Genomic DNA, 24,048 nt, shown 5'->3' on the forward strand with positions numbered 1-24,048 from the left:
CAACAAACTACCTAAAATAGACAGAAAGCGATGGCCGCCACGCCAGTGGCAGCCATCGTTTAACACCAGTCACCTAGCACCGCCCACCGCCACGCCGCCTCAGGCAGTCGGACCCTTCGACGCCTTCCCGTGAGTGGTCGTGGGTCGACGTGTGAGGTCCATCGCCTCGACTGCCGTTACCAGTGGTGCCAACTCGGGGTTCTCGGCGGCGTCGTCCAGCGCTTTCCGCAGGGCGGTGTCGTTGGTCGGCCGGGCCTCTCGCAGGAGCTTCAGGCCGGCGTCGGTGACGTCGGTGTAGATGCCGCGGCGGTCGGTCGGGCACAGGTACCGGGAGAGCAGGCCACGGTCCTCCAGGCGGGCGACCAGGCGGGTGGTGGCGCTCTGGCTCAGCACCACGGCGTCGGCGACCTGCTTCATCTGCAGATGGCCGCCTTCGCGGTCGTGCTGGCGGCTGAGCACGTCGAGCAACGAGTACTCCCGCACGCTGAGGTCGTGCGCGGACTGCAGAGCGCGCTCGAGGTGTGCCTCGATCCTGGCGTACAGGAGGGAGAGGGCTGCCCATCCGCTGGCGAGGGCGGTTAGCGCGGGATCCGTGGCGGTCATGTTCCGGGTTCTTCCTCTGGAACGGGAGCTCAAGGGTAAGCATCCTCCGGGGATGCCAGCTAGCGCCTACATCAGGCCCTTGCAAGCAAGTTCGGCATCCGTCGCTCAACCTTCTCAAACTTCCAGCCCGCCCACCTCGAGCGGCTCTTGGACAGCAGCGCGCTCACCCCTGCGGTCAACCAGATCGAGCTGCACCCCGGCCTGCAGCAGGACGACCTGCGTGCCTTCCACCGCCAGCACGGCATTCCGCCAGAACCTCGACTGCGTACCGGTCCGCACCCGGATCAGCTCAACTGAGCCGTGCGTCTGCCGTCGGCGAGGGCCGATCCCACAGTGGATGATCGCCTGATTGGCCGCTGACGAGGACGACGGGACTGGACAGCGACTCCGGTGGCCGCAACGGGTTCCTGACCTGCGAAAAGAAGCGCCCGGCCCGACGATGTGTCGGGCCGGGCGCCTCCGGATCGAGCTACGCGACGAAGCGGGCGCGGCGACGGCGTGCGATCACGAAGCTCGCGCCACCGACGAGCAGGAGCGCGCCGCCGATGCCGGCCACGGTCGCGGTGTCGGCACCGGTCACGGGCAGTCCGCCACCATCACCGCCGGCAGCGACCGGGCTGGTGGAGGTGGCCGCAGTCGGCGCGACGGTCGACGTCGCGCTCGCCGTGGGGGTGGGCTGCGTCGTCGGAGACGTCGTCGGCGTCGGGGTGGGCTGCGACGCGCAGTCGAGCGCACGGGCGGCGTACAGGCCCTCGTTCAGGTAGGCCAGGTAAGGATCGACGCCCTCGGAGTCGAGCGTCTTCTGCGCGGCCTCCTTCACGTTGGGGCCGGCGCCGGTCATCGTCTGGCCAACCTTGATCCGCAGATCGATCGTCCAGACTTTCTGCGCGTCGTTCTTGAGCCAGGCGCGCAGGTCATCCGTGGTGCCGCCCAGCCGCTCCTGAATGACGTCGGGCAGGGTGGGCAGGGCCTCGTCGTCGGCGGCAGACAGGATCCGGTTGGTCAGCAGCCGAAGTTGGCCGACATTGGCGGTGTCCAGGTCGAAGGTGAACAGCTCCCGGATGTCCTTGAACGTCTTGCGCTCGATCGTCTGGCAGTTCTGGTCGAGCCCGGGCGACGCGCTCTGTGCCATCGCCGGTGCCGCCGGAACCATGAAGGCCAGCGCTATCGCGATGCCGGCTGGGATCTTGCCTCGCATGTGGATCGTCCTCCCCGTTGTAGATCAAAGCCTGGGGATACTACCGCCGACGGGCGTAGCGCACGGCCCCGCGTTTACCGGGACCGGAGGCGGGGATCCGCGCTCGTGCGCATTGACGTGAACGAACCGAACTCGGCTGAGAAATTCTGGGAGGGGATGCGGGAGGTGGCCGCTGCCGCTACCCGGCACCAGGACGACGACCTGCTGGAAGCGGTAGTCAAGATTGGCAGATCCGCGCTGGCCCAGGGCATGGAACTCGTGCCATCCTGCGGATTCTTTCTCGCGTGTCCAGTATGCAGCGCCGCGTCGGGCCAGCGCTGCATCAATTCGCCCGGTCACCCCCTCGGTGACGACAGACTTCATCCGGAACGCGTCGAGTTGGCCGAGAAGGCGATGCGGGGGGAGGTGCCGCCCCCCGGGCCGCTCCGATAATGCCGTTGCGGTGGGCCCGTCTACGGCGTCTACCCGCAGCAGCACGTAGGGGCCGTCGACGGTCCGGGCCGGTTCCACCGCGTTCACCGTCGCCGGCGTCAGCACGCCGACGGGTGGGGGCGGCTCACGGTCGTCGGTGACACCCAGCAGCATCAGCAGTCCGCAGGGCAGCAGCAGCGCCAGCGGCAGGGATGGCCAGACTTTCGGACGAGTTCCGTTGGCCAGGAACGACGGCATGCCGTCAGGCTAATCAGCGAGATCAATCATGCCCGAGCCACCGGTCAGCGCTGCCGTCTCGCCGCGCGCGATGGTGCGTACCTGCTCGACCCAGCCCCGGCGGCGGGCCTCGTCGACGAAGTGCGCCAGTGGTGAGCGGAAGACCGGGTAGTCGTCGTAGTGGATCGGCACGGTCAGCTTTGGACGCATCAGCTCGACCAGGTCCGCGCCCTGCCGGGCGTCCATGGTGAGCAGGATTCCGGCGACCTTCGTGCCACCGAGGTGGATCAGCATCGCGTCGATGTCCGGGTATCGCTCCGTGATGGGGGCGAGCAGCGGCCGGTTGAGCGTGTCGCCGGTGACGTACAGGCGGAACTCGCGCCGCCCGGCGCGTTCCACGTCGATCATCGTGCCCATCACGTCGGGCAGCAGCCGGTCCAGGACGCCCGGGCCGTGCTGGCCGGGCATCGAGGTCAGGCGCACTGTCGTACCGTCGCGGCGCAGCTCCCGTGACGACCAGGTCGGCAGCCCGTCGGCGGCCCCGAAGCCCCAGCGACGCAGCTTGCGTTCGGCGGCGGGCGTGGTGACGATGGGCAGCTCGCGGTCGAGTTCCCGGCGGGCCACCCGGTCGAAGTGGTCGCCGTGCAGGTGGGACAGGACCACGGCGGCCAGGGGTGGAAGCTGGGCGATCCGCAGCGCCGGGTCCGTGCGGCGGCGCGACCACAGACCCTTGCCGAGGTACGCCCGTTGGCCGCGGTGCAGGAAGTTCGGGTCGGTGAGCAGGGTGAACCCGCCGATGCGTAGCACCGTCGTAGCGGTGCCGATGAACGTCACCTGCGGATCGTCGACCATCATGCCCACCTCCTCGGACTCCCCGTACCCCCGACGGTGGCGTCCAAGCGGTCAGTCGTCGGCGCCTTGGGCGAGATCGGGTCGGGCCGACGGGAGATGCGCGACCAGCCTGGTGAGCGCGCCGTTGGCGAGGGTGGCGCCGAGCGCCGATCCGGCCCCGATGGTCCAACCGACCGGACCGAGCGGCGTGCAGCCGAAGAACTGACTCACACCCGGCGTCTGCACCACCACGACGAGCACTCCCAGCGACGCCGCCGTGGACGCCAGCACCGCCGGGCTGGTGCCTCCGGCCAGGATGGTCTGGCCGAGTTGGGTGCCGACCAGCGAGACGAGAGCGACGGTGCTGGCCCGGCGCTGCCGCCCGGTGTACCGGGCCAGCGTCCAGCCGACCGTCGCGCCCAGCGTGGTGGACGCCGCGCGCAGGCCGATCTCCCTGCTGAGGGTCTCACCGAGGGACGCGTCCGGGCCCTCCCGGAGCAGTTCGTCGGTGCGGTCCGAGGCGGGTGGCCGGACCGCGATGGCCAGCGCCGGGGCCAGGTCGGTGAGCAGGTTGACCAGCAGCAGTTGCCGGCCGGTGAGGGCCGAGCGGCCGGTCGCCGCGGCGCTGAGCACGCTGAACGCGATCTCGCCGAGGTTGCCGCCGACGAGGATGCTCAGCGCGTGCCGGACCGACGACCACATGGCACGCCCTTCGACCAGGGTGGCGATGATGGTCTCCAAGCGGTCGTCGGTGACCACCAGGTCGGCGGCCGCCCGGGCCGCCGGTGTGCCACGTTGGCCGAGGGCGATGCCGACGTCGGCCAGCCGGATCGCCGGGGCGTCGTTGGCGCCGTCGCCGGTCATCGCGACGGTCCGTCCGCACTTCTGCAACGCCTGGATGATCCGCACCTTGTGCGTCGGGGTGCAGCGGGCCACCACGTCGGTGATGGCGAGCCGTTCGGCGAGCGCCTCGTCGTCCAGTTGGTCGAGTTCGGTGGCCGTGACCACCCGCTGCTCGTCGTGCTCGCTGATGGTGGCCGCGATGGCCTCGGCGGTGGCCGGGTGGTCACCGGTGATCATGATGGTGTGTACGCCCGCCTGCCGGATGCGGCGTACTGCCGGGGCGGCGCTCTCCCGGACCCCGTCCGCGAGCGCCAGGAACCCCACGAAGGTCAGCCCCCGGACCTCGGAGTCGGTGATCTGCGCGGCGTCCACCTGGCACTCGGCGACGGCGAGGATCCGGTGCCCGGCGCCCGCCCGGTCGGCCAACACGCGCTGAAGTTCGGCGCGGCCGGCGTCGTCCAGCGGCTCCCGTCGGCCGTCGGTACGGCGGTTCGCGCAGCGTGGCAGCACCGTCTCGGGGGCGCCCTTGACGCTCAACAGCAGGTGCCCGTCGGTCTCGCCGACGGTGGCGTGGTAGCCGCGGGACGGCTCGAACGGCAGCCCGCCGACCGCGCGCCAGCCGGTCGCCCCGGTCTGCTCGACAACCTGAGCCGTGGCGGCGCCCCGCCGGACGGCCCGGTCGGTCTGCAACGCCAACTCTTCCGGATCGGCCGCCGCCGGGGTGGCCCGCAGCGCGGTGGCGAGGGTCGACCGCAGGCGGTCGTCGAGCCGGTCCACCGACGCGTACCGGTCGCCGACACCGTCGCCGACCCCCGCGAGGAGCAACTTGCCCTCGGTGAGGGTGCCGGTCTTGTCGAAGCAGAGCACATCCACCCGGCCCAACGCCTCGATGGTGCGCGGATTGCGGACCAACGCGCCGTGCTCGGCGAGGCGCCGGGCCGCCGCCAGTTGCGCGGCACTGACCAGGAACGGCAGCCCTTCCGGCACCGACGCCACGGCCAGGTTCGCGGCGGTCGCCGCCGTTTCGGCCAGGGGTACGCCCCGGAGCAGTCCCGCCCCGGCGACGGCGATCGCCGAACCGGCGGCCAACGGGATGGCGGCGCTGGTCAACGAGCCGAGTCGAGCCTCGACCCCGCTGGTCGGGGGCGCCTGGCGGACCAGCGCCAGACTGCGGCCGGACTCGGTGTCGGCCCCGGTCGCCACCACGACGGCGGTGCCGTGGCCGGCGGCGACGGTGGTGCCCTCGTACAGCATCGAGTGGCGGTCGGCGATGGCCGCGGCGACGACCGCCCGGTTGCTCTTGGCGACCGGCAGCGACTCGCCGGTCAGCGACGACTCGTCCGCCTCCAAGCCCACCGATTCGAGCACCCGGCAGTCGGCCGGCACCGAGTCACCCGGTTCGAGGGAGATGACGTCGCCGAGCACCAGGTCCTCGGCCGCGACGACCTGGTCAGCTCCGTCCCGGCGGACCCGGGCGGTCACCGCCGAACGCGACAGCAGCTCCGCCAGCGAACGTTCCGTGTTGCGCTCGTGCACGGCCCCGATCAGTGCCGACCCGCCGACGACGCTGCCGACCAGCGCGGCGTCGACGAGCGAGCCGAACGACGCGGACAGCACCGCCCCGGCCGCCAGTACGGGTGTGAGTGGGTTGGACAGCTCGTCCAGGAACGCCCGCAGCAGCCCACCACCGCTGGGCGTGCCGCCGCCCGTGGCGTTGTCGTCATGCCGGCGGTGCGCCTCCGCGCCGGTCAACCCGTCGGGTGTGGTGTCCAGGCGGTCCAGCACGGTCCGTACCGGCATCAGGTGCCAGGCCGTCGCCACCGGCGCCGGTGCGTCCGACCGGTCGGGCAGCCGCCCGGCCCGCCAGACCCCGTTCGCGAACGCCAGTGCGGCCGCGCCGTTGACCGCCACGAGGGCCCGATGTGGCAGTTGGGTCGGCGGCGCGGTGAACGCGCCCAGCGCACCCAGGCCGGTGCCCGCCATGGCGAGCCGGATGTTCTGCTGGGTCATCCGCCGGGCTGCCCCGGTCGCCTCGATCAACAGTGCCACCACCCGAAGGTCGGCGCCGACCAGCAGGTGCGCTCCCCACGGGGGCAACTCCTCGGCGGCCGACATGCCGAGCCCGCAGTCGGACGCGCCGAGCGCCGCCCGGTCGCCGGAGACCAGCATGACCACCGCGCCGTCGCGCTGGAGCGCACGTACGGAGTCGGCCAACCGGTCTCCACCGGGCAGCAGCGTGTCGGCGAAGTCGTACCGCTGCTCGTCGCCCCCGGCCACGACCAGCCTCAGTCCGGCGTGACGCGCGGCGGCGGGTAGACCGTCGACTCCGGGCGCGGGCTCCGGTTCGACCCGCAGCAGCGCGGCCAGCCGTCCACCGTTGGTCAGCCCGAGCAACTGGCCGCCCGCCGTACGCAGCCGCTCGCCGTCCGGCACGTCGCCGCGGGCGTCCTCGGGCAGCCGGTCCAGGGGTGCGAGCCGCCAACCGTCGGACTCCCGTGAGGTGGTCGGGTCGGTGGGGTCGAACAGCTCGAACGCCCGCTCCGCCACCTCGTCGATGTCCGCGTCGGCCGCCGGGGCCAGATCGGCGAGTACGCCCCGCTCCGACCCGAGTATCGAGGCGTCCAGCACCAGCGTGTCGATCCGGTCCAACTGCCGCAGCACACTGCGGTCCATCGCGATCACGCCGCGCCGGGCGAGGACCCGGCCGAGCTGCGCCGCGTACCCCTCCCGTCCGCTGCCCGGGGCCTTCGGTAGCGCGGATAGTCCCAGCGCGGCGGCCCTCTTGGGTCCGGCGAGCGGCGTCGCCGCCGCTGCCGCCGCCGCGCCCGCCGCGAGCACCCGGTTGATGTAGCGCTCGACCGGGCCGTCCGGCTTCGGGCAGGGGCGCTCGACCGCCGGCCACCGGGCCGTGGCACGTTCCGGGTCACCGGTCAGCCGTGGCTCGGCCTCCTCCCAGGCGGCGAGCTGGGCCCGCGCCTCGCCCCACTGCACCATCCGTTGCGCGCCGTCGAGGACTATCCCCGTCCACCTGCCGGTCAGGCCCTGCACGACCGCTTCGGCCAGCGGGAAGATGACGTCGGCGCGGGGGTCGGAGCGCAGTCGTCGGCCGACGAACGCGTGCAGCTTCGGTTGCAGGTCGGCGGCGGCCAGCAGGCCGGCGACCTCACCGGGCAACGGGGTGAACGGCAGGATGCGGGTGGCCGCCGAGATGGTCAGACCCAGCGCGTCCGAGGCGAGCGCGCCGAGGGTGCGCGGCGTACGCGGCCCCTCTTCCGGCGGGTGCGGGGGTGGGATCTCCGGGTCCGGTTCGTGGTCACAGGTCCGCTCGACCCGGCTGATGGCGGCGATGAGGTCGCGCAGCCTCGGCTCGGGGGCCTGCACGGCCACCACGACCCGACCCGAGGGTGCGTTCACCCGGGCCCAGGCGACTCCGGGCACCCGTTCCAGCGCGGCCTCGACCTGCCGGGCCAGCCGGTCGCCGCCGTCCTGGCAGACACCGTGTACCTCGATGTGGTGGCGGCCCGGGCGCGACCAGACCCGGCGTCGGCTGAGGCCTGCGGTCCGGGCCAACCGGGTCGCGGCCGACCCGACGGTCCGGGACGCCTCACCGACCAGGTGCGGTACGCCGATGGACGGCAGGAGGCGGCCGGCGGCGCGACCCGCCGCCGTCATCGAGGCGTACGGCCGGACGGACGCCGACCCGACTCCCCGTTGCCGATTGTTGTGCCGTCGGTCATCTCGTCCTCCCGCCGCCCTCGCGTCCGGCGGCCTGGCTTCCCGACCTGGCGTCCGTTATGCCCCCCGGAGGGCCGGAACTTTGCGCGGCGGGCTGCGCATGGACGGGGTGGCCGGTGGAATCCGACGACCAGCACCGGACACGGGGAGGCCGGAATGAGCACGCTGACGCGACACCTCAACGGTTCACGCGAGAACGTCCAGATGTACAGCCGGCGGGTCGAGCTGCCCATGCTGGGCGAGGTGGCCGTACCGCCACCGGACAAGGTCGCCTACTACGCCGGGCTCGGGGTCCTGGCCGCGTTGCAGGTGATCGAGTGGCCGCTCGCCCTGGTGATCACCGCCGGGCATCTCCTGGCGGATCAGCATTTCTCGGGACTGGTACGCGGCGTCGGGGAGGCGATCCAGGAAGCCTGACGAGAGCCGGGTCACGCCCCGGTTGACATGAATCCGGGTTGAGGTCGCAGGCTCGGTGCATGTCGAGCCGAACCGCCACCCTCGCCCCAGCGCCCGTCGGGCTGTTCACGTCTCCGCTGCGGGCGATGACGATCGGCAGCGTGGCGCTGGTGTCGCTGCTCGCCTTCGAGGCGCTGGCGGTGGGCACGGCCATGCCGACCGTGGCGCGCAGTCTGGACGGCCTGGCGTTGTACGGCATCGCGTTCGGCGGCCCGTTCGCCGCCGGTGTGCTCGCCATGGTCGTCTCCGGCATCTGGTGCGACGCGCGGGGACCCCGAGGACCGATGTGGCACGGCGTCGCCTGGTTCGTGGTGGGACTGCTGATCGCCGGTACGGCGCAGGCGATGACGGTACTGGTGGTCGGCCGGGTGGTGCAGGGCTTCGGCTCCGGGCTGCTCTCGGTGGCGCTCTACGTCATCGTCGGGCAGGCGTACCCGGAGGAACTGCACCGGCGGATCTTCGCCGCGTTCGCGGCGGCGTGGGTCGTACCCTCGCTGGTCGGGCCGGCGCTGGCCGGGCTGATCGTCGAGTACCTGGGCTGGCGGTGGGTCTTTCTCGTGGTGCCGGCGGTGGCCGTCCCGGCGGTGCTGCTGATCCAGCCGGGCCTGCGGTCGCTCGACGCGACCGTGCGGACCCGGCCGCCGAGCGGCGCGGTCGCCCGTATCGGTTGGGCCTGCGGGGCGGGCGCGAGCGCCGCACTGTTGCACATCGGGGGGCAGCAGCGTGGCGTGGCGGCCCTGACGGTGATCGCGCTCGCCCTGGCCGGTCTGGTGATCTGCGCTCCCCGCCTGCTGCCACCCGGGTTCCTCCGGGCGGGCCGGGGGCTGCCGACCGTCGTCGGTCTGCGGGGTCTGGCGTCGGCGGCGTTCGTCGGCGCCGAGGCGGTCATCCCGTTGATGCTGTCCTGGGAGCGGGGACTGTCGCCGACCGCCGCCGGTCTGGTCCTCACCGTGGGAGCGCTGGCCTGGTCGGTGGGCTCCTGGATACAGGGCCGAATTCCGGTGCCGGCCTCCCGGGCCAGCCTGCCGCGCGTCGGCCTGTGCGCCATTACGGCGGGTACGGCGACGGTGGCGCTGGCCGTCCGGCCCGAGGTGCCGGTGGCTGTCGCCGTGCTGGGCTGGGCGGTCGCCGGGCTCGGCATGGGGCTGCTCTACCCGTCGTTGTCGGTGCTCACGTTGGAGCTGTCCGCACCCGGTGAGCAGGGCCGCAACAGCTCGTCGCTGCAACTGGGCGACTCCCTCTTCGCGGCGACCGTGCTGGCGCTCACCGGCGCCGTCCTGGCTGCGGGGAGCGCGCCCGGCCCGTCGAGCTATCTGGTGACGCTTGTGGTGGCGGCCGGTCTGGCGTTGCTCGGCGCGTTACTGGCCGGCCGGGTGGTGGCGCCGGGGAGCACCCGGCCGGGCGGGTGATCCACCGACGATTCGGCGCATCGGTCCCGGGCTGGCGTCAGGATGGCAGCGATGAGCTTCCTGACCATCCTGCCGCTGGCCGTGGTGATGGTCGCCGGGACCCAACTGGTCGTGGCGATCTTCCTTGCCTCGTCCGACCGGCCCCGGGCCGCGTCGTCCGGCTTCCTCGCCGGCGCCGGACTGGTGGTGGTCGCCGGCGTGACGGTGACCTGGTTGCTGACCCGGGTGCTGGGCGGGCTGGCGAACGACGCCAGCACGGCCGCCCGCAAGGTCGACAGTGGTCCGGCCATCGACCTGGTGGTCCTCGCGCTGCTGGTGGTCATGGCCGTGGTGATCTGGGTACGCCGCGACCGCTCCGGGCCGCCACGATGGCTGGGCAGCGTCAGTCACGCCGATCCGCGCTGGGCGGCGCGTACGGGCGCGCTGCTCTTCGTGGTGACGCCCACCGACGACCTCACCATGGCGACGGTGGGCGCCACCGTGGCCCGGCACGACCTTCCGTGGTGGCACCTGGTGCCGTTCGTGCTGCTCACCGTGCTGCTGCTCGCCGTGCCGCTACTGGCGTTGGTGCTGCTCGGGTCGAAGGCCGCGCGGGTGCTCGCCCGGATGCGGAGGTGGGCCGAGGGGCACGCCTGGATCGTCAACGAGATCGTGATCGCGTTCTTCGCGCTGCTCACGGTGTTGGACCTGCTCAAGTCGGGGTGAGGTCCCGGTGCCCGGACACGTACGGGGGAACCGCGCGGAGATGAGAGATGCGCCGGTTCATGTTCGTCTTACGGTGACGCCATGTTCGTTGTCGTCACCACGGTGATCCTCTACGTCTTCGGTTTCGTGTTCCTCTACGGCGTGATCCGGCTGGGCGTCCGGCACGCGCTGGAGGACCTGGAGCTTCAGCGGGCTCGGGCCCGACGCGAAGAGGAACTGGCGGCCGACCGCGACCGCTCGTTCATGCGCGACAACGCGTTCCTCGCGGGCAGTTGAGCCGCGACGTGGAGGTGGCGTCGCGGGACGACGCCGGTGTCGACGGGCGATCCGGCGGCACGGGTGCGAGGATCGCATCCGTGATGGGAACGTTGAAGGCCGAACCGGCCCGTGCCCGCCTCGATCTGCTCGCCCCGCCGGTCGCGGAGGCCATCGCCCAGTGGCCCGCCGAAGCGCCGGTCGACGTCGACGACGTGCTGGTCGCGCCGATCGACGCCGACCTCGCCGACACGGCGGAGTTCTGTGCCGCGTACGAGGTGGGGTTGGACGTGTCGGCCAACTGCGTCGTGGTGGCCGGCAAGCGCGAGGGTGTGGTCCGCTACGCGGCCTGCATCGTGCTGGCGACCACCCGGGCCGACGTGAACGGGGTGGCCCGCAGGACACTGGACGTCCGCAAGGCGAGCTTCGCCCCGATGGCCGACGCGGTCGAGTTGACCGGCATGGAGTACGGCGGGATCACCCCGATCGGGCTGCCGGCGCAGTGGCCGATCCTGGTGGACGCGCGGGTGATCGCCACTCCCCACGTGATCATCGGGTCCGGCGTACGGCACAGCAAGATCGCGTTGCCCGGGCCGGCGCTGGGCGCACTGCCCGGAGCGCAGGTGGTGGAAGGCCTGGCCAGGCCGGCCTGACCAGGCATCAGCATCGATACCGTTGCACGTGAAACATCACGCCCGGCCGGCAGCGGCCTCCCGCTGCTCGACCTCGGCCAGCGCGGCGAGCAGCGTGGACGTCTCCTGGGCACCGCTGACCGCGTACTTCCCCGCCAGCACGAACGTCGGCACGCTGGTGATGCCCAGGTCACGGGCGGCGGCCAGGTCGGCGGCGACTTCAGCGGTCCGCTCGTCGGAGTCGAGGAACCGGCGGGCGTCGGCGGCGTCCAGGCCGATCGAGCCGGCGATCGTCGCCAACACCTCCCGGGAGCCGATGTCGAGACCCTTCGTGAAGTGCGCCTGGTACAGGGCGTCCACCATCTCGGCCGCCCGGTCGCGCTCGGTGGCGTAGCCGACCAGCCGGTGCGCGTCGAAGGTGTTCGCGGCCACCGCGTGGTCGTAGTCCAGCCGGAGTCCGTCGCCCGCCGCGACCTGGACCACCCGCTCGACCATCTGCCGCGCTCGCTCGGGGCCGCCGAAGTTGTCAGCCAGCGCGTCGACCACCGGGAGTGGTTCGGGCACCGGCGACGGGTCGAGCTGGAACGGCCGGTAGCGGACGGTCACCTCACCGTCGTAGCGGGCAAGTGCCTCGTCCAGGCGACGCTTGCCCAGGTAGCACCACGGGCAGACGACGTCCGCGTAGATCTCGATCTCCATGATCGGTGGCAACTGCCCACTCAGCCGAGTTGTTCCCGGACCTGCCGCTTGAGCCGGCCCAGGATCGCGGTGCCCCCGCGTACCCGCAGCGGACTGATCGCCTGGGCCAGGCCCATCCGCTGGTAGAGATCGTCCGGAACCGCCAGCACCTCCTCGGCGCTCGCGCCGGCCAGCCCTTCGGCGAGGATCCCGGCGAACGCCCGGGTGGTCGGCGCCTCCGGCGGGCAGTCGAAGAGCGTCTCGACCACCCCGTCCGGCGTCACGGTGGCGCGCAGGAAGAACGCGGTCTGGCACTCGGGCACCTGCTCCATGCCCTCGCGCGTGGTGTCGTCGTACGGCAGCACGGGAATGACGTCCGCGTACTCCAGCAGCATCTCCAACACCAGGTCGCGCGGCGCGGCGGCGAACTCGTCGACGATCTCGGCCAGTCGGGCCGGCATGTCAGCCATGAGTCGAGGCTACCGCCGGCCGTTCCTAGACCGTCGGCGACTGTTCGCTGATCTCGCTCAACGCGCTGGTTGGGTCGAGCTGCATGGCCAGGTCACCGAGCGAGACGATGCCCACCAGCTTGCGGTCGCTGTCGCACACCAGCACCCGCCGGATGCCCCGGTCCCGCATGAGCGCCGCGGCCTCCCCGGCCGTGCAGTGCTGCTCGATCATGACCACCTCGCGGGTGACGATCGAGCCGATGGTGGTCGACGCCGGTGACGCGTTCTCGGCGACCGCCCGGACCACGATGTCCCGGTCGGTGAGCATGCCGGCGAGGGTGGCGCCGTCGGTGACCACCACGTCGCCGATGTCCGCCTCCTTCATCACCCTGGCCGCCTCGTCCAGGGTGGTCTCGGCCGACAGGTACACGACCTGCTTGGTCATCACGTCGCTGACCCGGTAACCGGTCATGAGATCCTCCGAAGACGCTTTACCCGATCCGACTGCACTACCCCGTCACGCGGCGGGCTACACCAGGTTCGCACGCTCGTGGCGGACCTCGTCGACGATCTGCTCCACCACGGCGTCCACCGGCAATTCCGTCCGCCGGTCACCGGCCCGCTCACGCAGCTCGACGTACCCGTCGGTCAGTCGGCGACCGACCACGACGGCGCGCGGGATGCCGATCAGCTCGGCGTCGGTGAACTTCACCCCGGCCGAGACGTGCGTGCGGTCGTCGACCAGCACGCGCAGGCCGGCGGAGGCCAGCCGCCCGCCGAGGTCCAGCGCCGCGTCGAGCTGCGGGCCCTTGCCCGCCACCACCAGGTGTACGTCGCACGGCGCGACCGCCGCCGGCCAGCGGAGCCCACGCTCGTCGTGGTGCTGCTCGGCGATGGCCGCGACCGCTCGGGAGATCCCGATGCCGTAGCAGCCCATGGTGGGTCGGACCGGCTTGCCGGCCGGCCCGAGCACGTCGACGGCGAACGCGTCGGTGTACCGGCGACCGAGCTGGAAGATGTGCCCGATCTCGATGCCCCGCCGGATGGTCAGCTCGCCGTCGTCACAGGCGGGGCAGGGGTCGCCGGCACGCACCTCGGCCGCCTCGATCGTGCCGTCGGGCGTGAAGTCCCGGCCGCAGACCACGTCGGTGGCGTGCCGACCCGGCTCGTTCGCGCCCGTCAGCCAGGCGGAACCGGTCACCACCCGGGGATCGACCAGGTAGCGGATGCCCAGCTTGGCGAGCACCTGCGGCCCGATGTAACCGCGCACCAACTCCGGATGTTCGGCCCACTCCTCGAAGACCGCCACCTGCGCCGGCTCCAGCGCGGCGCCGAGCCGCTTCAGGTCGACCTCCCGGTCGCCCGGCAGCCCGACCACCAGGGGTTCGGCGCGGTCCGCCCCGGGCTGACGGACGGTCAGGACGACGTTCTTCAGGGTGTCGGCGGCGGTCCAGTCGTCGCGTTCACTCAGCCGCCGGCTGTTCGCCAACTCGACCAGGCTGGCGATCGTCGGGGTCTCGGGGGTGTCGTGCACCTGCGCCGCCGGCTGGGCGTCGGGATCGCCCGCAGCGGGCGCGCGGGTGAGGACGGCCTCGGTGTTCGCCGCGTAGTCGCAGGCGGTGCAGCCGACGAAGGTGTCCTCACCGACCGGCGTCGAGGCCAGGAACTCCTCCGACGCAGAGCCGCCCATCGCGCCGGACACCGCGTGCACCACCGTGTGATCCAGGCCCAGCCGATCGAAGATCCGCTGGTACGCCGCCCGGTGCCGGGCGTACGCGTCCCGCAGGCCCGCCTCGTCCAGGTCGAAGGAGTACGCGTCCTTCATCAGGAACTCCCGGCCGCGCAGCACCCCGGCCCGGGGTCGCGCCTCGTCGCGGAACTTCGTCTGCACCTGGTACAGCGTCACCGGGAAGTCCCGGTACGAGGTGAACACGTCCTTGACCAGCAGCGCCGCCATCTCCTCGTGGGTGGGCGCCAACAGGTGCTCGGCGCCGCGCCGGTCGGCGAGCGTGAAGAGAAGGTCGCCGTACTCCGTCCACCGGCCGCTGGTGCGGTACGGCTCGGCGGGCAGCAGCGCCGGGAAGTGCACCTCCTGGTCGCCGATCGCGTTCAGCTCGGCGCGCACCACCTCGGTGATCCGGTCCAGCACCAGCTTGCCCAGCGGCAGCCACGTGTAGCCGCCCGGCGCGGCGCGGCGGATGTACCCGGCGCGCAGCAGCAGCCGATGGCTCGGCACCTCCGCGTCGGCCGGATCCTCGCGCAGGGTCCGCAGCAACAGGGTCGACATGCGTAGCAGCATCCGCGCAGCCTAATGACCGTGCAGCCGGATGAGCGATCAATTTCGGCCCGATCCCGCCCCTCCGACGGCAACCATCGGCGTACATCCTGACGTCTGCAAAGGCACCAAGCCCTCGCACCCTGACCTGAGGATCGGCCCGTGTGGACCCTCTGCTGAGTGAGTTCGACTCGTTCGTCCGTACCCGTACCCCGGCGCTGCTGCGCTCGGCCTATCTGCTCACCGGCGACCAGCACCTGGCCGAGGACCTCGTCCAGTCGGCCCTGGCCCGGACCCACCGCTCCTGGAGCCGCCTGCACCACAGCGGCAACGCTGAGGCGTACACCCGCAAGACCATGTACCACCTGCAGGTCTCCTGGTGGCGACGGCGCCGGGTTCCCGAGTCGATGCCGGGCGACCTGCCCGAGCCACGCGGAGGCGGCTCGACCCCCGACCACGCCCACCAGACCAGCCTGCGGCTCACCCTGCGGGCGGCGCTGGCGAAGCTTTCCCCGAAGCAACGTGCCGTGCTGGTGCTGCGGTTCTTCGAGGACCGCACCGAGGCGGAGGCCGCCGAACTGCTCGGGGTCACGATCGGCACTGTCAAGAATCGTTAGAAGCTATGGTCGATGTTGCCGACACGAACGTCGATCTAGGGGGACGGTTCTGATGGTACGGCGGAAGGCCCGGTCGGGGAACCGGGGCCGGTTCGACAGCAAGGACGCGCTGCTAGCCGGTGGCGTAGAGGTGCGGGCGTTGCGGTATCAGCGCGCGAGCCAGGACAAGAAGGAGCAGGGCAAGAGCGTCCACGACCAGGGAGTGCTCAACCTAGCGGAAATCACTAAGCGGTCCTGGACGGACGCTGGGTCGTTCACCGACAACCACCGCTCGGCCAGCCGCCGCGCCACCAAGGAGCGCGAGCAGTTCGAGTTGTTGATCGAGCAGATCCTCGCCGGCAAGGGTGACGTGCTGGTGGTCTGGGAGATCTCCCGCAAGGAACGTGACCTCGCGGTGTTCGTGAAGATCCGGGACATGTGCCACGAGGTCGGTCTCAACTTCTGGCTGGTCGGCGGGGTGCTGTATGACCTGCGGGACAAGAACGACCGGATGATGCTCGGCTTCCAGGCCGTTCAGGCCGAGTGGATGGCCGACTCGATCCGCGACAACGTGCTGCGCGGCATCGTCGGCGCAGCCGAAGCCGGCCGCCCGCACGGAAAGGTCACCTACGGGTACCGGCGGATTTACGACCAGCGCACCAGAGCTCTCCTCCGCCAGGAGCCTGACACTGAGATCCGTACGGCCTTGGCGGCGGATGGGGCGGTGACGGAGTATTCGCACGCGCAGGTGGTGCGGGACAACTTTCGCAAGATCGCCGAAGGTATGCCGCTGACGGTCCGCGAGGCCGAACTGAACCGCCTCGGCATCCCGGCGTCGCAGGGTGGTGTCTGGCGGCGCGGGATCCTGCGTAAGCAGGTGATGAACCCGGCGTACATCGGCAAGCGGGTGCTGCGTGGCGAGATCGTCGGAGACGGGATCTGGCCTGCGCTTATCAATGAGGAGACGTACTGGTCGGTGGTGCGGATGCTCGGTGACCCGTCGCGCACCACGACCCGCCCTGGGAGGGCGGTGCATCTGCTTTCGTACATGGTGCGCTGCGGCGTGTGCGACGGGCCGTTGTCATCGCAGCGCCTGAACCGGCACGGCTGGGAGGGGCAGGTGTACTCCTGCCTGCACAAGCGGTGCACCGCGGTGAAAGCCGAGTTCCTCGACGAGTACGTGCAGCGCGCCGTGGTGGCGTGGCTGTCCCGCCCCGACGTCTACGACATCCTCACCGCCGCCAGCGCCACCGACGAGGAGGTCGCCCACGCCCGCGCCGAAGCGCAACGGCTGCGCGGGGAACTGGAGGATTGGCGCAAGCTCGGGGAGGAGGGCGAAGTCACCGCGATCGCCTACGCCCGCGCAGAGAAGGGCCTGACGGCCCAGATCGCCGAGCACGAACAGCGCGCCGCCGACGCCGGCATTCCTGCAGTGCTGCGCGGGCGCATCGGGGACCAGGCTGTGGCGGCGTGGCAGGAACTCGGTGACGACGTCGCGGTCAAGCGGGAGATCATCCGCCTCGTCGCTGACATCAAGCTGCTGCGAGCCGGATTCAAGGGCGAACGCCGCACCTTCGGCCGTCACCGCCTCGGCTGGACGTGGAAGTTCGGCCCTCAGGACCAACAGGCGGCCTGAGCCTGCGGGTGACGGCAGGGGCGCGGTCAGGGACGGATGACTTGACCTTCGGGCGGCGGCGCGCGTCGATCGTGTCCGCCGCCCGTTAGTAGGGGCGGCCGACCAGCGTCTCGCCCAGCGAAAGGCAGTGCCGTGCCCCGCGAACGACTCAGCATCCTCGCCGTGATTCCCGGTAATGTGACCGACCCGCGGCTGTGGAGGCTCGGCCTCGATGTCGCCGCTGCCCACCAACCTGATGCCCGGGGCAACTGCCGCAACCTGCAGTGCGCCGGCCAGCGAGGCATGTGCGCTGCCGCCCGTTACGCGCGTCGCGCCATGGCCCTCGCGCGATCGGCTCGACCGGCCATCACCCAGCCCGCGCCGACGAGGGCCCGGGGCCGCGCCGCCGTTATCGCCGGCCAGTCTTCCAAGTTTCGGGGCTGGTTCACCACCTCACTCGAAGCGCGACAGACGAGTCCACGCCCGAGGCAGTCGACTGAGCTGTCTTTCAGGGATTCAGCCGCGTGAAGCTGTGGATATCACCGCCGTGGACCGACGACGTGGCCACGCCTTGCCGCGGCTGCGGGTCCCGCTTCTGCCATGCGTCGCCTGTGTATAGGCCGTCCGATTGCAGTCGGACCGGAAAGGCCAGGCAACTTACGACAGCGGTGCCTTTCCGACCAACTTGGAGAAGCGCTCGAAGTATTCGGTCAGCTTCACGATGGCGCGCTCCTTCTTGGCGCCGTGGTTGTTGTCCTTCGCGAAGCGCGAGACCGGCGGCAGGACCTGAGTGATCGCTGTTCCGTTGGTTGCGATCGCGCCGTCGCGGAAGGCTGCTTCAATAAATGACTTCGTCTGCTCGGGCCGAAGGCGCTCGACGTCGATGATCTCGGCGAGTTCGGCTTCTCGTCGTTGGATGACGAAGTCCCGCCAGTGGTTCTTGACCTCGCCGGTGACTGACATGGAGGCGACAAAATCCATGATCAGGTCTTTCTTGTTCCGCAGCGATGGGCTGGCATCGATGGCATCCTCGATGGCGCGCAGCGGCAACCTGCCTTCTTCATCCATACTAGCCCGGCCCTCATCACGCCACCTCTGCACCAGCATCAGAATGTAGTCGAAATTGACCTCAACCTGCCTGATGAGCTCGATCTCGAAGACGACATCGTCGAGGATCGACTCCTTCTCGCCGGCATCCCGCTTGCGATGCCTCTCCCACAGTGCGTTGTAGACGCTCGTGTAGTTTTGCAGTTGCCTCGGTGGCAGCGACTCGTCGTGAGCGAACTCGTCGAAGGATGTCAGGATGTTGCGCAGTCTGAGGATCCGGCCGAAGAGCACGACAAACGCCTTCTCCTGAGCCTCCCCAAATGGCTCGGTCCCGGGTGGGCAATGTTGCAGAAGTTGCTCAACCAGGCTGACGTACGCGGCGTGGTAGTAAGCGTACGGCTTGAGTAGAACCACTTCGTTGGCCTCGGAGTTGCCGAAGAGTACCAGGGCATCGTCGACGGCCTTCTCCAGGTTGCGGAAGCAGACGATGTTGCCGTAGGCCTTGACCGAGTTGAGGATCCGGTTCGTGCGGGAGAACGCTTGGATCAATCCGTGGGACTTTAGGTTTTTGTCCACCCACAGCGTGTTTAGCGTGGTTGCGTCGAACCCGGTCAGGAACATATTGACCACGATGACCAAGTCGACCTCGCGGTCTTTCACTCGACGCGCGAGGTCCTTGTAGTAGTTTTCGAACTTAGCCGCTGAAGTGTCGTAGGCCGTGCTGAAGTGGGCGTTGTAGTTGCTGATCGCGCGTTCGAGGAAGTCGCGGGACGAGGCGTCGAGTTGGTCCGCATCCATCGCCTCGTCATCGATGATGCCACCGAGCTCCTCGTCCTCGTTGACCGCATAGCTGAAGATCGTGGCGATTTTCAGCGGCTGATAGGACGGGTCCGTGGCTTCACGCTCGGTCTGCTGTCGGCCGAACTCGTCATAAAAAGCTTTCAACGCGGGGATTGATGCGGTCGCCAGCATCGAGTTGAAGCCACGTACTCGCTTCTCACCCAGGCTGTAACCTTGCGTGCGCATGGTCTTGGTATCGAAGTGGTCGAGGACATACTGCACGATCTTCCGAATTCGCTCGGGATGGCGCAGCACTTCTTCGGTGTCGATCCCGGCGACCTGCTTGTCTTCGACGTCGTTTGCTGCCCGCACCGTGTTTTGGTAGGAGACGCGGAAGGGCAGCACGTTTCCGTCTTTGATCGCGTCCAGGATCGTGTAGCTGTGTAGTAGGTCGCCGAAGATCTTCTCGGTAGTGTCCTTTGTCGCCCCGCCGGCGTTCTGCGGGAAGATCGGGGTGCCGGTGAACCCGAAGAGGTGGGAGCGGCGAAACGCCTTGCGCACTGCGGCCCCCATGTCTCCGAACTGGCTCCGGTGGCACTCATCGAAGATCAACACCACCTGACCCATGGTGATTTCGTTGCCTTTGTTCTGCTCGATGAACCGCGACAGTTTCTGAATTGTAGTGACGATGATCGAAGCGTTCTGATCATGCAGTTGTCGCTTCAGTTCGGCGGTCGAGCGAGACCCGTTGACCGAGTCCTTCTCGAAGCGGTTGTACTCCAGCATCGTCTGGTAGTCGAGGTCCTTGCGGTCCACTACGAAGAGGACCTTGTCAATGCCCTCCATCTTCGACGCGAGCTGCGCGGTCTTGAACGATGTCAGCGTCTTTCCCGACCCGGTGGTATGCCAGATGTAGCCGCCCGCCTTCGGCCCGGTCGCCTTCGCCGAGGAGGCCATTCGCCGCAGGATCCGCTCAGCCGCAGCGATCTGGTAAGGCCGCATCACCAGCAGGGTACGAGAGACGTCGAAGACGCAGTACTTTGTCAGCACGTTCAGCAGCGTGTGCTTGGAGAAAAATGTCCGCGTGAACGCGGCGAGGTCGCTGATGCGTCGGTTTTCCGCGTCGGTCCACCACGAGGTGAACTCGAAAGAGTTCGATGTCTGCTTCCGCCTACGCTTGCCGCCCTCGGACTCAGCCACCTTCCGGGCACGAGTTGTGTTCGCGTAGTACTTGGTGTGCGTGCCGCTGGAGATCACGAAGAGCTGGATGTATTCGAACAGTCCGGCATCGGCCCAGAACGACTCCCGCTGGTAGCGGTTGATCTGGTTGAACGCCTCCTTCAAGGGCACCCCGCGCCGTTTCAGCTCAACGTGCACCAGCGGCAGCCCGTTCACCAGGATCGTGACGTCGTACCGGTGCGTGCGAGGAGCCCCGGAACTCTCACCAGCCGTCCCGTACTGGTTGATCACCTGAAGTCGGTTGGAATGGATGTTCGACTTGTCGATCAGCTTGATGTTCTTGCTCGTGCCGTCGTCACGAGACAGGACCTGGATCGGGTCCTCCTGGATGCGCGCCGTCTTCTCGACGATGCCCTCATTCTTCGAGGCAATCTTTTTGGCGAAGAACCATTTCCACTCGTCGTCACTGAAGACCACATTGTTCAAGCCCTCCAGCTGACGACGGAGGTTCAACTCGAGGTCAGCCGACGAGGTGATGTGAAGTAGCTCGTACGCCTGCTGTCCCAGCATCTCAATGAACTCAGCCTCGAGCTGAGCCTCGGACTGGTAGCCCTGATCGACACCGTCGTCCGGTTCGTACGCCGCCACAACGGTGGATTCGTCGCTCATCGCAATGGGCTCGTACCGCAGCGCCGAGTCCGGTGCCTCCACACCGCCGCCCGGACTCATGCCACCCGCTCTTTGAACTTCAGCAACTTGTCCCGGTAGTGCTCGTACTGCCGCGTGCGGGCTTGCAGCTCAGCTCTCAGCTCAGCTTGCAGCTCAGCTTGCAGCTCAGTCATCTTATTGAGGATCCGTACGATTTCGCTCTGGACGCCGGGTGGAGGAGCCGGGATGGTGATCCTGCTCAGACCGCTTCTGGAGAGCCGCTTCACCTTGGCGCGGGCGACATATTGCCCCTTCTCGGCGTGGAAAGCGCTGGTCTGGAAGTAGTAGGAGACATAGGTCGGATTGAGTTCGCTCCGGAACAAAAACGAGTCATCGTGGATAGCGACCTCTTCTTCGCCAAGCCAAGCCACGGCCTTGCCGACATCCTCAACCGTCTCCCCAACGCCAGCGACGATCACGTCCCCCGGCTGGGCGTAGCACAGCTGATTGCGCAGATCCTCCCTCACATACGAGACGGTGGTGCGCGCGGACACGCCATATTCTGTGTAGATCTCCCCGTAGTGGATACAGGGAATTCCTTCTTCGACCATGTCAGCTTTGGTGAAGCGACGTCCGCGGACGAAGGTTCCGATCTCGCCGAGCATGACGACCTCAACGCCATCAGGGCAGTGCTCGGCCAGCAGCCTATCGATCTCGCTCATGGCGCCAACACCCCGCTCGAAGACACGTTAACCCTGTCAATATTCCATCCGAGTGCATCGATCGCCCGCTTCATCTCCTGATCGCTGGCGACATTGTGGATGATACCGATGACCAATCTTCGGCAGGGGTGGTACTTCTGCAGGGCCACTTCGTCACTTGAATCTCCATGAACAATTTCACTCAGCTCGCTGAACAACTTGTATCCGTCGCTGGAGAATGCCGACGGGATGATGTGGTGCTGCTCATCGACTTCTTGCAGGAGGCTCCGGAACGGCTTTCGACCGCCGTTGTTGCCGGTGGTGGGTATGCCTGCGATATCGGCGACCTGCTTGGTGATCGCTTCGAAGATCTTTCGGAGGTAGACCATGGATCCCGCGCCAAGCTGTACCTCGTAGGCGAGCTGCGCACGCTCCAGCAGATCGTCGAAGCCACCGGCGCCGACTCCGACCCGACTCGCCATGCCGCGCCGGTTGTCTACATAGCGCTCCAACCGCACGGTCGGTGCCGGTCCGTCCAGTTCATTCCTGGACACTACAAGGAACCAGGCTTCAATGGCCGCTTCGCATACTGGGCATTTGAGGCACGCGTCGATGCTCACCACACGATCTCCCACGCCGAGGCAAGATAGCTTGTCGCCCGACATGAACGTCCGAACGTCGTCGCAGGTCTTGCACTTGAAGTTGATAGCGACCTTGCCGACCTCGATCGTCTTATGTTTGCCCCAAGCCAGGCGGGCATTAAGGAAGCGCTCGACCTGCGCCTCCTCGTTAGCAGGGGCTTTGGACAACAGTTCAGACAGTCGCATCGTCGGATTCCAGGTCGCCGAGAATGGAGTCGATTTGATTACGCAGCTCAGCTTGGCGGGCGACTATCCGGGAAATTTCAGCGTTCAATTCCTCGATGTCGACTGCTTCGCGAGCGTCCTCGGCTTGGACGTAGGAGCTGACCGCGATGTTGTAGTTGTTGTCGCGGATATTCTCATAGTCGACCAGGGCGGTGAAGTGGTCGACGGCCTCCCGGCGGGTGAACGCCTCCAGGATCTTCGCTTGGTGGCCGGCGGTTAGTTTGTTCTTATTACCCTGGCGCGTGAACTCGGCCGAGGCGTCAATGAAGAGCACCCGGTTGTCGATCTTCGACTTCTTCAGCACAATGATGCAGGTCGCGATCGTTACCCCGAAGAAGAGGTCCGGTGGGAGCTGGATGACAGTGTCGACGTAGTTGTTTTCGATGAGGTACCGCCGGATTTTCTGCTCAGCGCCGCTGCGGTAGAGCACACCGGGGAACTCGACGATCGCGGCCGTGCCGTTGACTGCCAACCACGACAGCATGTGCATCGTGAACGCGAGGTCTGCTTTCGATTTCGGCGCCAGCACACCAGCGGGCGCGTACCGCTCGTCGTTGATTAGCAGCGGGTTCGAGTCACCTTCCCAGCGCGTGGAGTAGGGCGGGTTGGAAACGATCGCCTCGAACGGCTCGTCATCCCAGTGGTACGGGTCGATCAGCGTGTCGCCGTGGGCGATGTCGAACTTCTCGTACGGGATGTTGTGCAGGAACATGTTAATCCGGCACAGGTTGTGGGTGGTCAGGTTGATCTCCTGACCGAAGTAGCCCTGCCGGACCCCGTTGGGCAGCACCTTCTTGAACTTCAGAAGCAGCGAACCCGAGCCACAGGCGGGGTCGTAGACCTTGTTCACCTCGGTCTTGCCGACCACGGTGATCCTGGCGAGCAGCTCAGAGACCTCCTGCGGCGTGTAGTACTCCCCGCCAGACTTGCCGGCCGAGGACGCATACATCTGCATCAGGTACTCATACGCGTCACCGAACAGATCGATGGTGTTCTCGTTGAACTCGTCGTTACCGAAGTTCAAGGACCCGATTGCGTCGAGGAGCTTGACCAGCTTCTCGTTGCGCTTCGCGACAGTGGGGCCGAGCTTGCCGCTGTTGACGTCGAGGTCGGCGAAGAGGCCCTTGATGTCGTCCTCGGAAGCGGTGCCGACCGAGCTGGCTTCGATGTTGGTGAACACCCGCGTCAGCGTCTCGTTGAGATTCTCGTCCTTGCTGGCCCGCTCACGCACGTTCGCGAAGAGGTCTTGGGGCAGGATGAAGAAGCCCTTTTCCTTGACCGTCTCCTCGCGCCCGACCTCGGCGTCAGCGTTGGACAGGTGACGGTAGTCGAAGTCCTCGTCGCCTGCGCTGCGCTCCGCCTCGTTGAGGTAGGCCGTCAGGTTCTCGGAAATGAATCGGTAGAACAGTATCCCCAGCACATACGTCTTGAAGTCCCAGCCATCCACGCTTCCACGCAGCTCGGTGGCGATCTTCCAGATCACCCGGTGAAGATCAGCTCGCTCCCGCTCCTTCTTGCGGTCTTCAGCAGCGGTGGTCCAAGCCGGCTCTGTCGTCACAAGGTGAAGTCTTACCAGACCTTGCCGGCGCGACGAGGGGTGCCACCCATGCGCGTGCGGCCTCGGCGATCTTCATCCAGGCCCGGCGCCGCTCAGTGTTCGTGCGACCAGCGCAGCGATCTGCTCGATGAGGCGGGTGAGCTGCGAACGGCACTGACGCGGAGCTGCAACGTCGTAGGAGTGCTCACCGGCCATGCCACGGGGATCGATTTACAGCCAGCGGTCATGGTCTTGGGGAAGGATGTCCCCGCCGGAAGCATCGCCGTGACATGGGCTAGGAATTTGGTCGCGGGCGAGGTAGGAGAGCAACGCTTTCCCCTCTCTTTGCTCGCGGATGGGAG

The 24,048-nt window shown here is 68.3% G+C and carries 21 protein-coding genes; 9 read left to right on the forward strand and 12 right to left on the reverse strand.

Annotation, left to right across the window (positions count from 1 at the left end; all coding sequences use genetic code 11):
* Positions 1 to 99 precede the first annotated feature (99 nt).
* Positions 100 to 603, reverse strand: a complete 504-nt coding sequence (locus ACLQ25_RS28745; protein ID WP_425733891.1) for a MarR family winged helix-turn-helix transcriptional regulator — start codon at positions 601 to 603, stop codon at positions 100 to 102.
* Between the two features lie 147 nt (positions 604 to 750).
* On the opposite strand from ACLQ25_RS28745, the gene ACLQ25_RS28750 reads away from it, so the two are divergent.
* A complete protein-coding gene (locus ACLQ25_RS28750) occupies positions 751 to 900 on the forward strand; it encodes a hypothetical protein (protein WP_425733892.1) in 150 nt (49 codons plus the stop codon).
* A 172-nt stretch (positions 901 to 1,072) separates the two neighbouring features.
* On the opposite strand, the gene ACLQ25_RS28755 is transcribed toward ACLQ25_RS28750, so the two are convergent.
* On the reverse strand, positions 1,073 to 1,801 hold the full coding sequence (locus ACLQ25_RS28755; protein WP_425733893.1) for an LPXTG cell wall anchor domain-containing protein: 729 nt from the start codon (positions 1,799 to 1,801) through the stop codon (positions 1,073 to 1,075).
* 249 nt (positions 1,802 to 2,050) lie between these two features.
* On the opposite strand from ACLQ25_RS28755, the gene ACLQ25_RS28760 reads away from it, so the two are divergent.
* Positions 2,051 to 2,233, forward strand: coding sequence for a zinc finger domain-containing protein (locus ACLQ25_RS28760; RefSeq protein ID WP_425733912.1), 183 nt, complete (start codon positions 2,051 to 2,053; stop codon positions 2,231 to 2,233).
* 246 nt (positions 2,234 to 2,479) lie between these two features.
* On the opposite strand, the gene ACLQ25_RS28765 is transcribed toward ACLQ25_RS28760, so the two are convergent.
* Positions 2,480 to 3,304 carry an MBL fold metallo-hydrolase gene (locus ACLQ25_RS28765; RefSeq protein ID WP_425733894.1) on the reverse strand — a complete coding sequence of 275 codons (825 nt, stop codon included), beginning with the start codon at positions 3,302 to 3,304 and terminating at the stop codon, positions 2,480 to 2,482.
* A gap of 48 nt (positions 3,305 to 3,352) precedes the next feature.
* On the reverse strand, positions 3,353 to 7,795 hold the full coding sequence (locus tag ACLQ25_RS28770; protein ID WP_425733895.1) for an HAD-IC family P-type ATPase: 4,443 nt from the start codon (positions 7,793 to 7,795) through the stop codon (positions 3,353 to 3,355).
* A 219-nt stretch (positions 7,796 to 8,014) separates the two neighbouring features.
* Here ACLQ25_RS28770 and ACLQ25_RS28775 point away from each other — a divergent pair, with 219 nt between their 5' ends.
* The 5 genes from ACLQ25_RS28775 to ACLQ25_RS28795 all read left to right on the forward strand — a co-directional run bounded on the left by ACLQ25_RS28775 (position 8,015) and on the right by ACLQ25_RS28795 (position 11,336).
* Positions 8,015 to 8,275: a hypothetical protein gene (locus tag ACLQ25_RS28775; RefSeq protein ID WP_425733896.1), complete on the forward strand. Its 261-nt coding sequence runs from the start codon at positions 8,015 to 8,017 to the stop codon at positions 8,273 to 8,275.
* A gap of 59 nt (positions 8,276 to 8,334) precedes the next feature.
* Positions 8,335 to 9,723, forward strand: a complete 1,389-nt coding sequence (locus ACLQ25_RS28780; RefSeq protein WP_425733897.1) for an MFS transporter — start codon at positions 8,335 to 8,337, stop codon at positions 9,721 to 9,723.
* A 51-nt stretch (positions 9,724 to 9,774) separates the two neighbouring features.
* Complete coding sequence (locus tag ACLQ25_RS28785) at positions 9,775 to 10,428, forward strand: GAP family protein (RefSeq protein WP_425733898.1); 654 nt, start codon at positions 9,775 to 9,777, stop codon at positions 10,426 to 10,428.
* An 81-nt stretch (positions 10,429 to 10,509) separates the two neighbouring features.
* Positions 10,510 to 10,704 (forward strand): hypothetical protein, encoded by a 195-nt coding sequence (locus ACLQ25_RS28790; protein ID WP_355048552.1) that lies wholly within the window; start codon positions 10,510 to 10,512, stop codon positions 10,702 to 10,704.
* 83 nt (positions 10,705 to 10,787) lie between these two features.
* Complete coding sequence (locus tag ACLQ25_RS28795; protein ID WP_425733899.1) at positions 10,788 to 11,336, forward strand: YbaK/EbsC family protein; 549 nt, start codon at positions 10,788 to 10,790, stop codon at positions 11,334 to 11,336.
* A 36-nt stretch (positions 11,337 to 11,372) separates the two neighbouring features.
* On the opposite strand, the gene ACLQ25_RS28800 is transcribed toward ACLQ25_RS28795, so the two are convergent.
* From ACLQ25_RS28800 to ACLQ25_RS28815, 4 genes are read right to left on the reverse strand one after another with little or no spacing between them, the layout of a single operon-like run.
* The gene (locus ACLQ25_RS28800; protein ID WP_425733900.1) at positions 11,373 to 12,014 is read right to left on the reverse strand and encodes a DsbA family oxidoreductase; all 642 of its coding nucleotides are present in this window, start codon (positions 12,012 to 12,014) and stop codon (positions 11,373 to 11,375) included.
* Between the two features lie 20 nt (positions 12,015 to 12,034).
* On the reverse strand, positions 12,035 to 12,463 hold the full coding sequence (locus ACLQ25_RS28805; protein WP_425733901.1) for a SufE family protein: 429 nt from the start codon (positions 12,461 to 12,463) through the stop codon (positions 12,035 to 12,037).
* 25 nt (positions 12,464 to 12,488) lie between these two features.
* Positions 12,489 to 12,914, reverse strand: a complete 426-nt coding sequence (locus ACLQ25_RS28810) for a CBS domain-containing protein (protein WP_421473835.1) — start codon at positions 12,912 to 12,914, stop codon at positions 12,489 to 12,491.
* 57 nt (positions 12,915 to 12,971) lie between these two features.
* Complete coding sequence (locus tag ACLQ25_RS28815; RefSeq protein ID WP_425733902.1) at positions 12,972 to 14,741, reverse strand: proline--tRNA ligase; 1,770 nt, start codon at positions 14,739 to 14,741, stop codon at positions 12,972 to 12,974.
* Between the two features lie 140 nt (positions 14,742 to 14,881).
* Between ACLQ25_RS28815 and ACLQ25_RS28820 the strand changes: the two genes are divergently transcribed.
* Together ACLQ25_RS28820 and ACLQ25_RS28825 are read left to right on the forward strand one after the other, a co-directional pair.
* On the forward strand, positions 14,882 to 15,334 hold the full coding sequence (locus ACLQ25_RS28820; protein ID WP_425733903.1) for a SigE family RNA polymerase sigma factor: 453 nt from the start codon (positions 14,882 to 14,884) through the stop codon (positions 15,332 to 15,334).
* Positions 15,335 to 15,386: 52 nt separating this feature from the next.
* Positions 15,387 to 16,949 (forward strand): recombinase family protein, encoded by a 1,563-nt coding sequence (locus ACLQ25_RS28825; protein ID WP_425733904.1) that lies wholly within the window; start codon positions 15,387 to 15,389, stop codon positions 16,947 to 16,949.
* A gap of 636 nt (positions 16,950 to 17,585) precedes the next feature.
* On the opposite strand, the gene ACLQ25_RS28830 is transcribed toward ACLQ25_RS28825, so the two are convergent.
* From ACLQ25_RS28830 to ACLQ25_RS28845, 4 genes are read right to left on the reverse strand one after another with little or no spacing between them, the layout of a single operon-like run.
* Positions 17,586 to 20,663, reverse strand: a complete 3,078-nt coding sequence (locus ACLQ25_RS28830; protein ID WP_425733905.1) for a type I restriction endonuclease subunit R — start codon at positions 20,661 to 20,663, stop codon at positions 17,586 to 17,588.
* Entirely contained in the window at positions 20,660 to 21,304 is a 645-nt protein-coding gene (locus ACLQ25_RS28835) for a restriction endonuclease subunit S (protein ID WP_425733906.1), read from the reverse strand. Before ACLQ25_RS28835 ends, ACLQ25_RS28830 begins: the two co-directional genes overlap by 4 nt.
* Complete coding sequence (locus tag ACLQ25_RS28840; RefSeq protein WP_425733907.1) at positions 21,301 to 22,110, reverse strand: hypothetical protein; 810 nt, start codon at positions 22,108 to 22,110, stop codon at positions 21,301 to 21,303. The genes ACLQ25_RS28835 and ACLQ25_RS28840 overlap by 4 nt, the downstream gene beginning before the upstream one ends.
* Positions 22,097 to 23,707 carry a type I restriction-modification system subunit M gene (locus ACLQ25_RS28845; RefSeq protein WP_425733908.1) on the reverse strand — a complete coding sequence of 537 codons (1,611 nt, stop codon included), beginning with the start codon at positions 23,705 to 23,707 and terminating at the stop codon, positions 22,097 to 22,099. The genes ACLQ25_RS28840 and ACLQ25_RS28845 overlap by 14 nt, the downstream gene beginning before the upstream one ends.
* Positions 23,708 to 24,048: the final 341 nt, after the last annotated feature.

This window comes from Micromonospora sp. DT44 (assembly GCF_049841635.1).
Taxonomy (GTDB): domain Bacteria; phylum Actinomycetota; class Actinomycetes; order Mycobacteriales; family Micromonosporaceae; genus Micromonospora.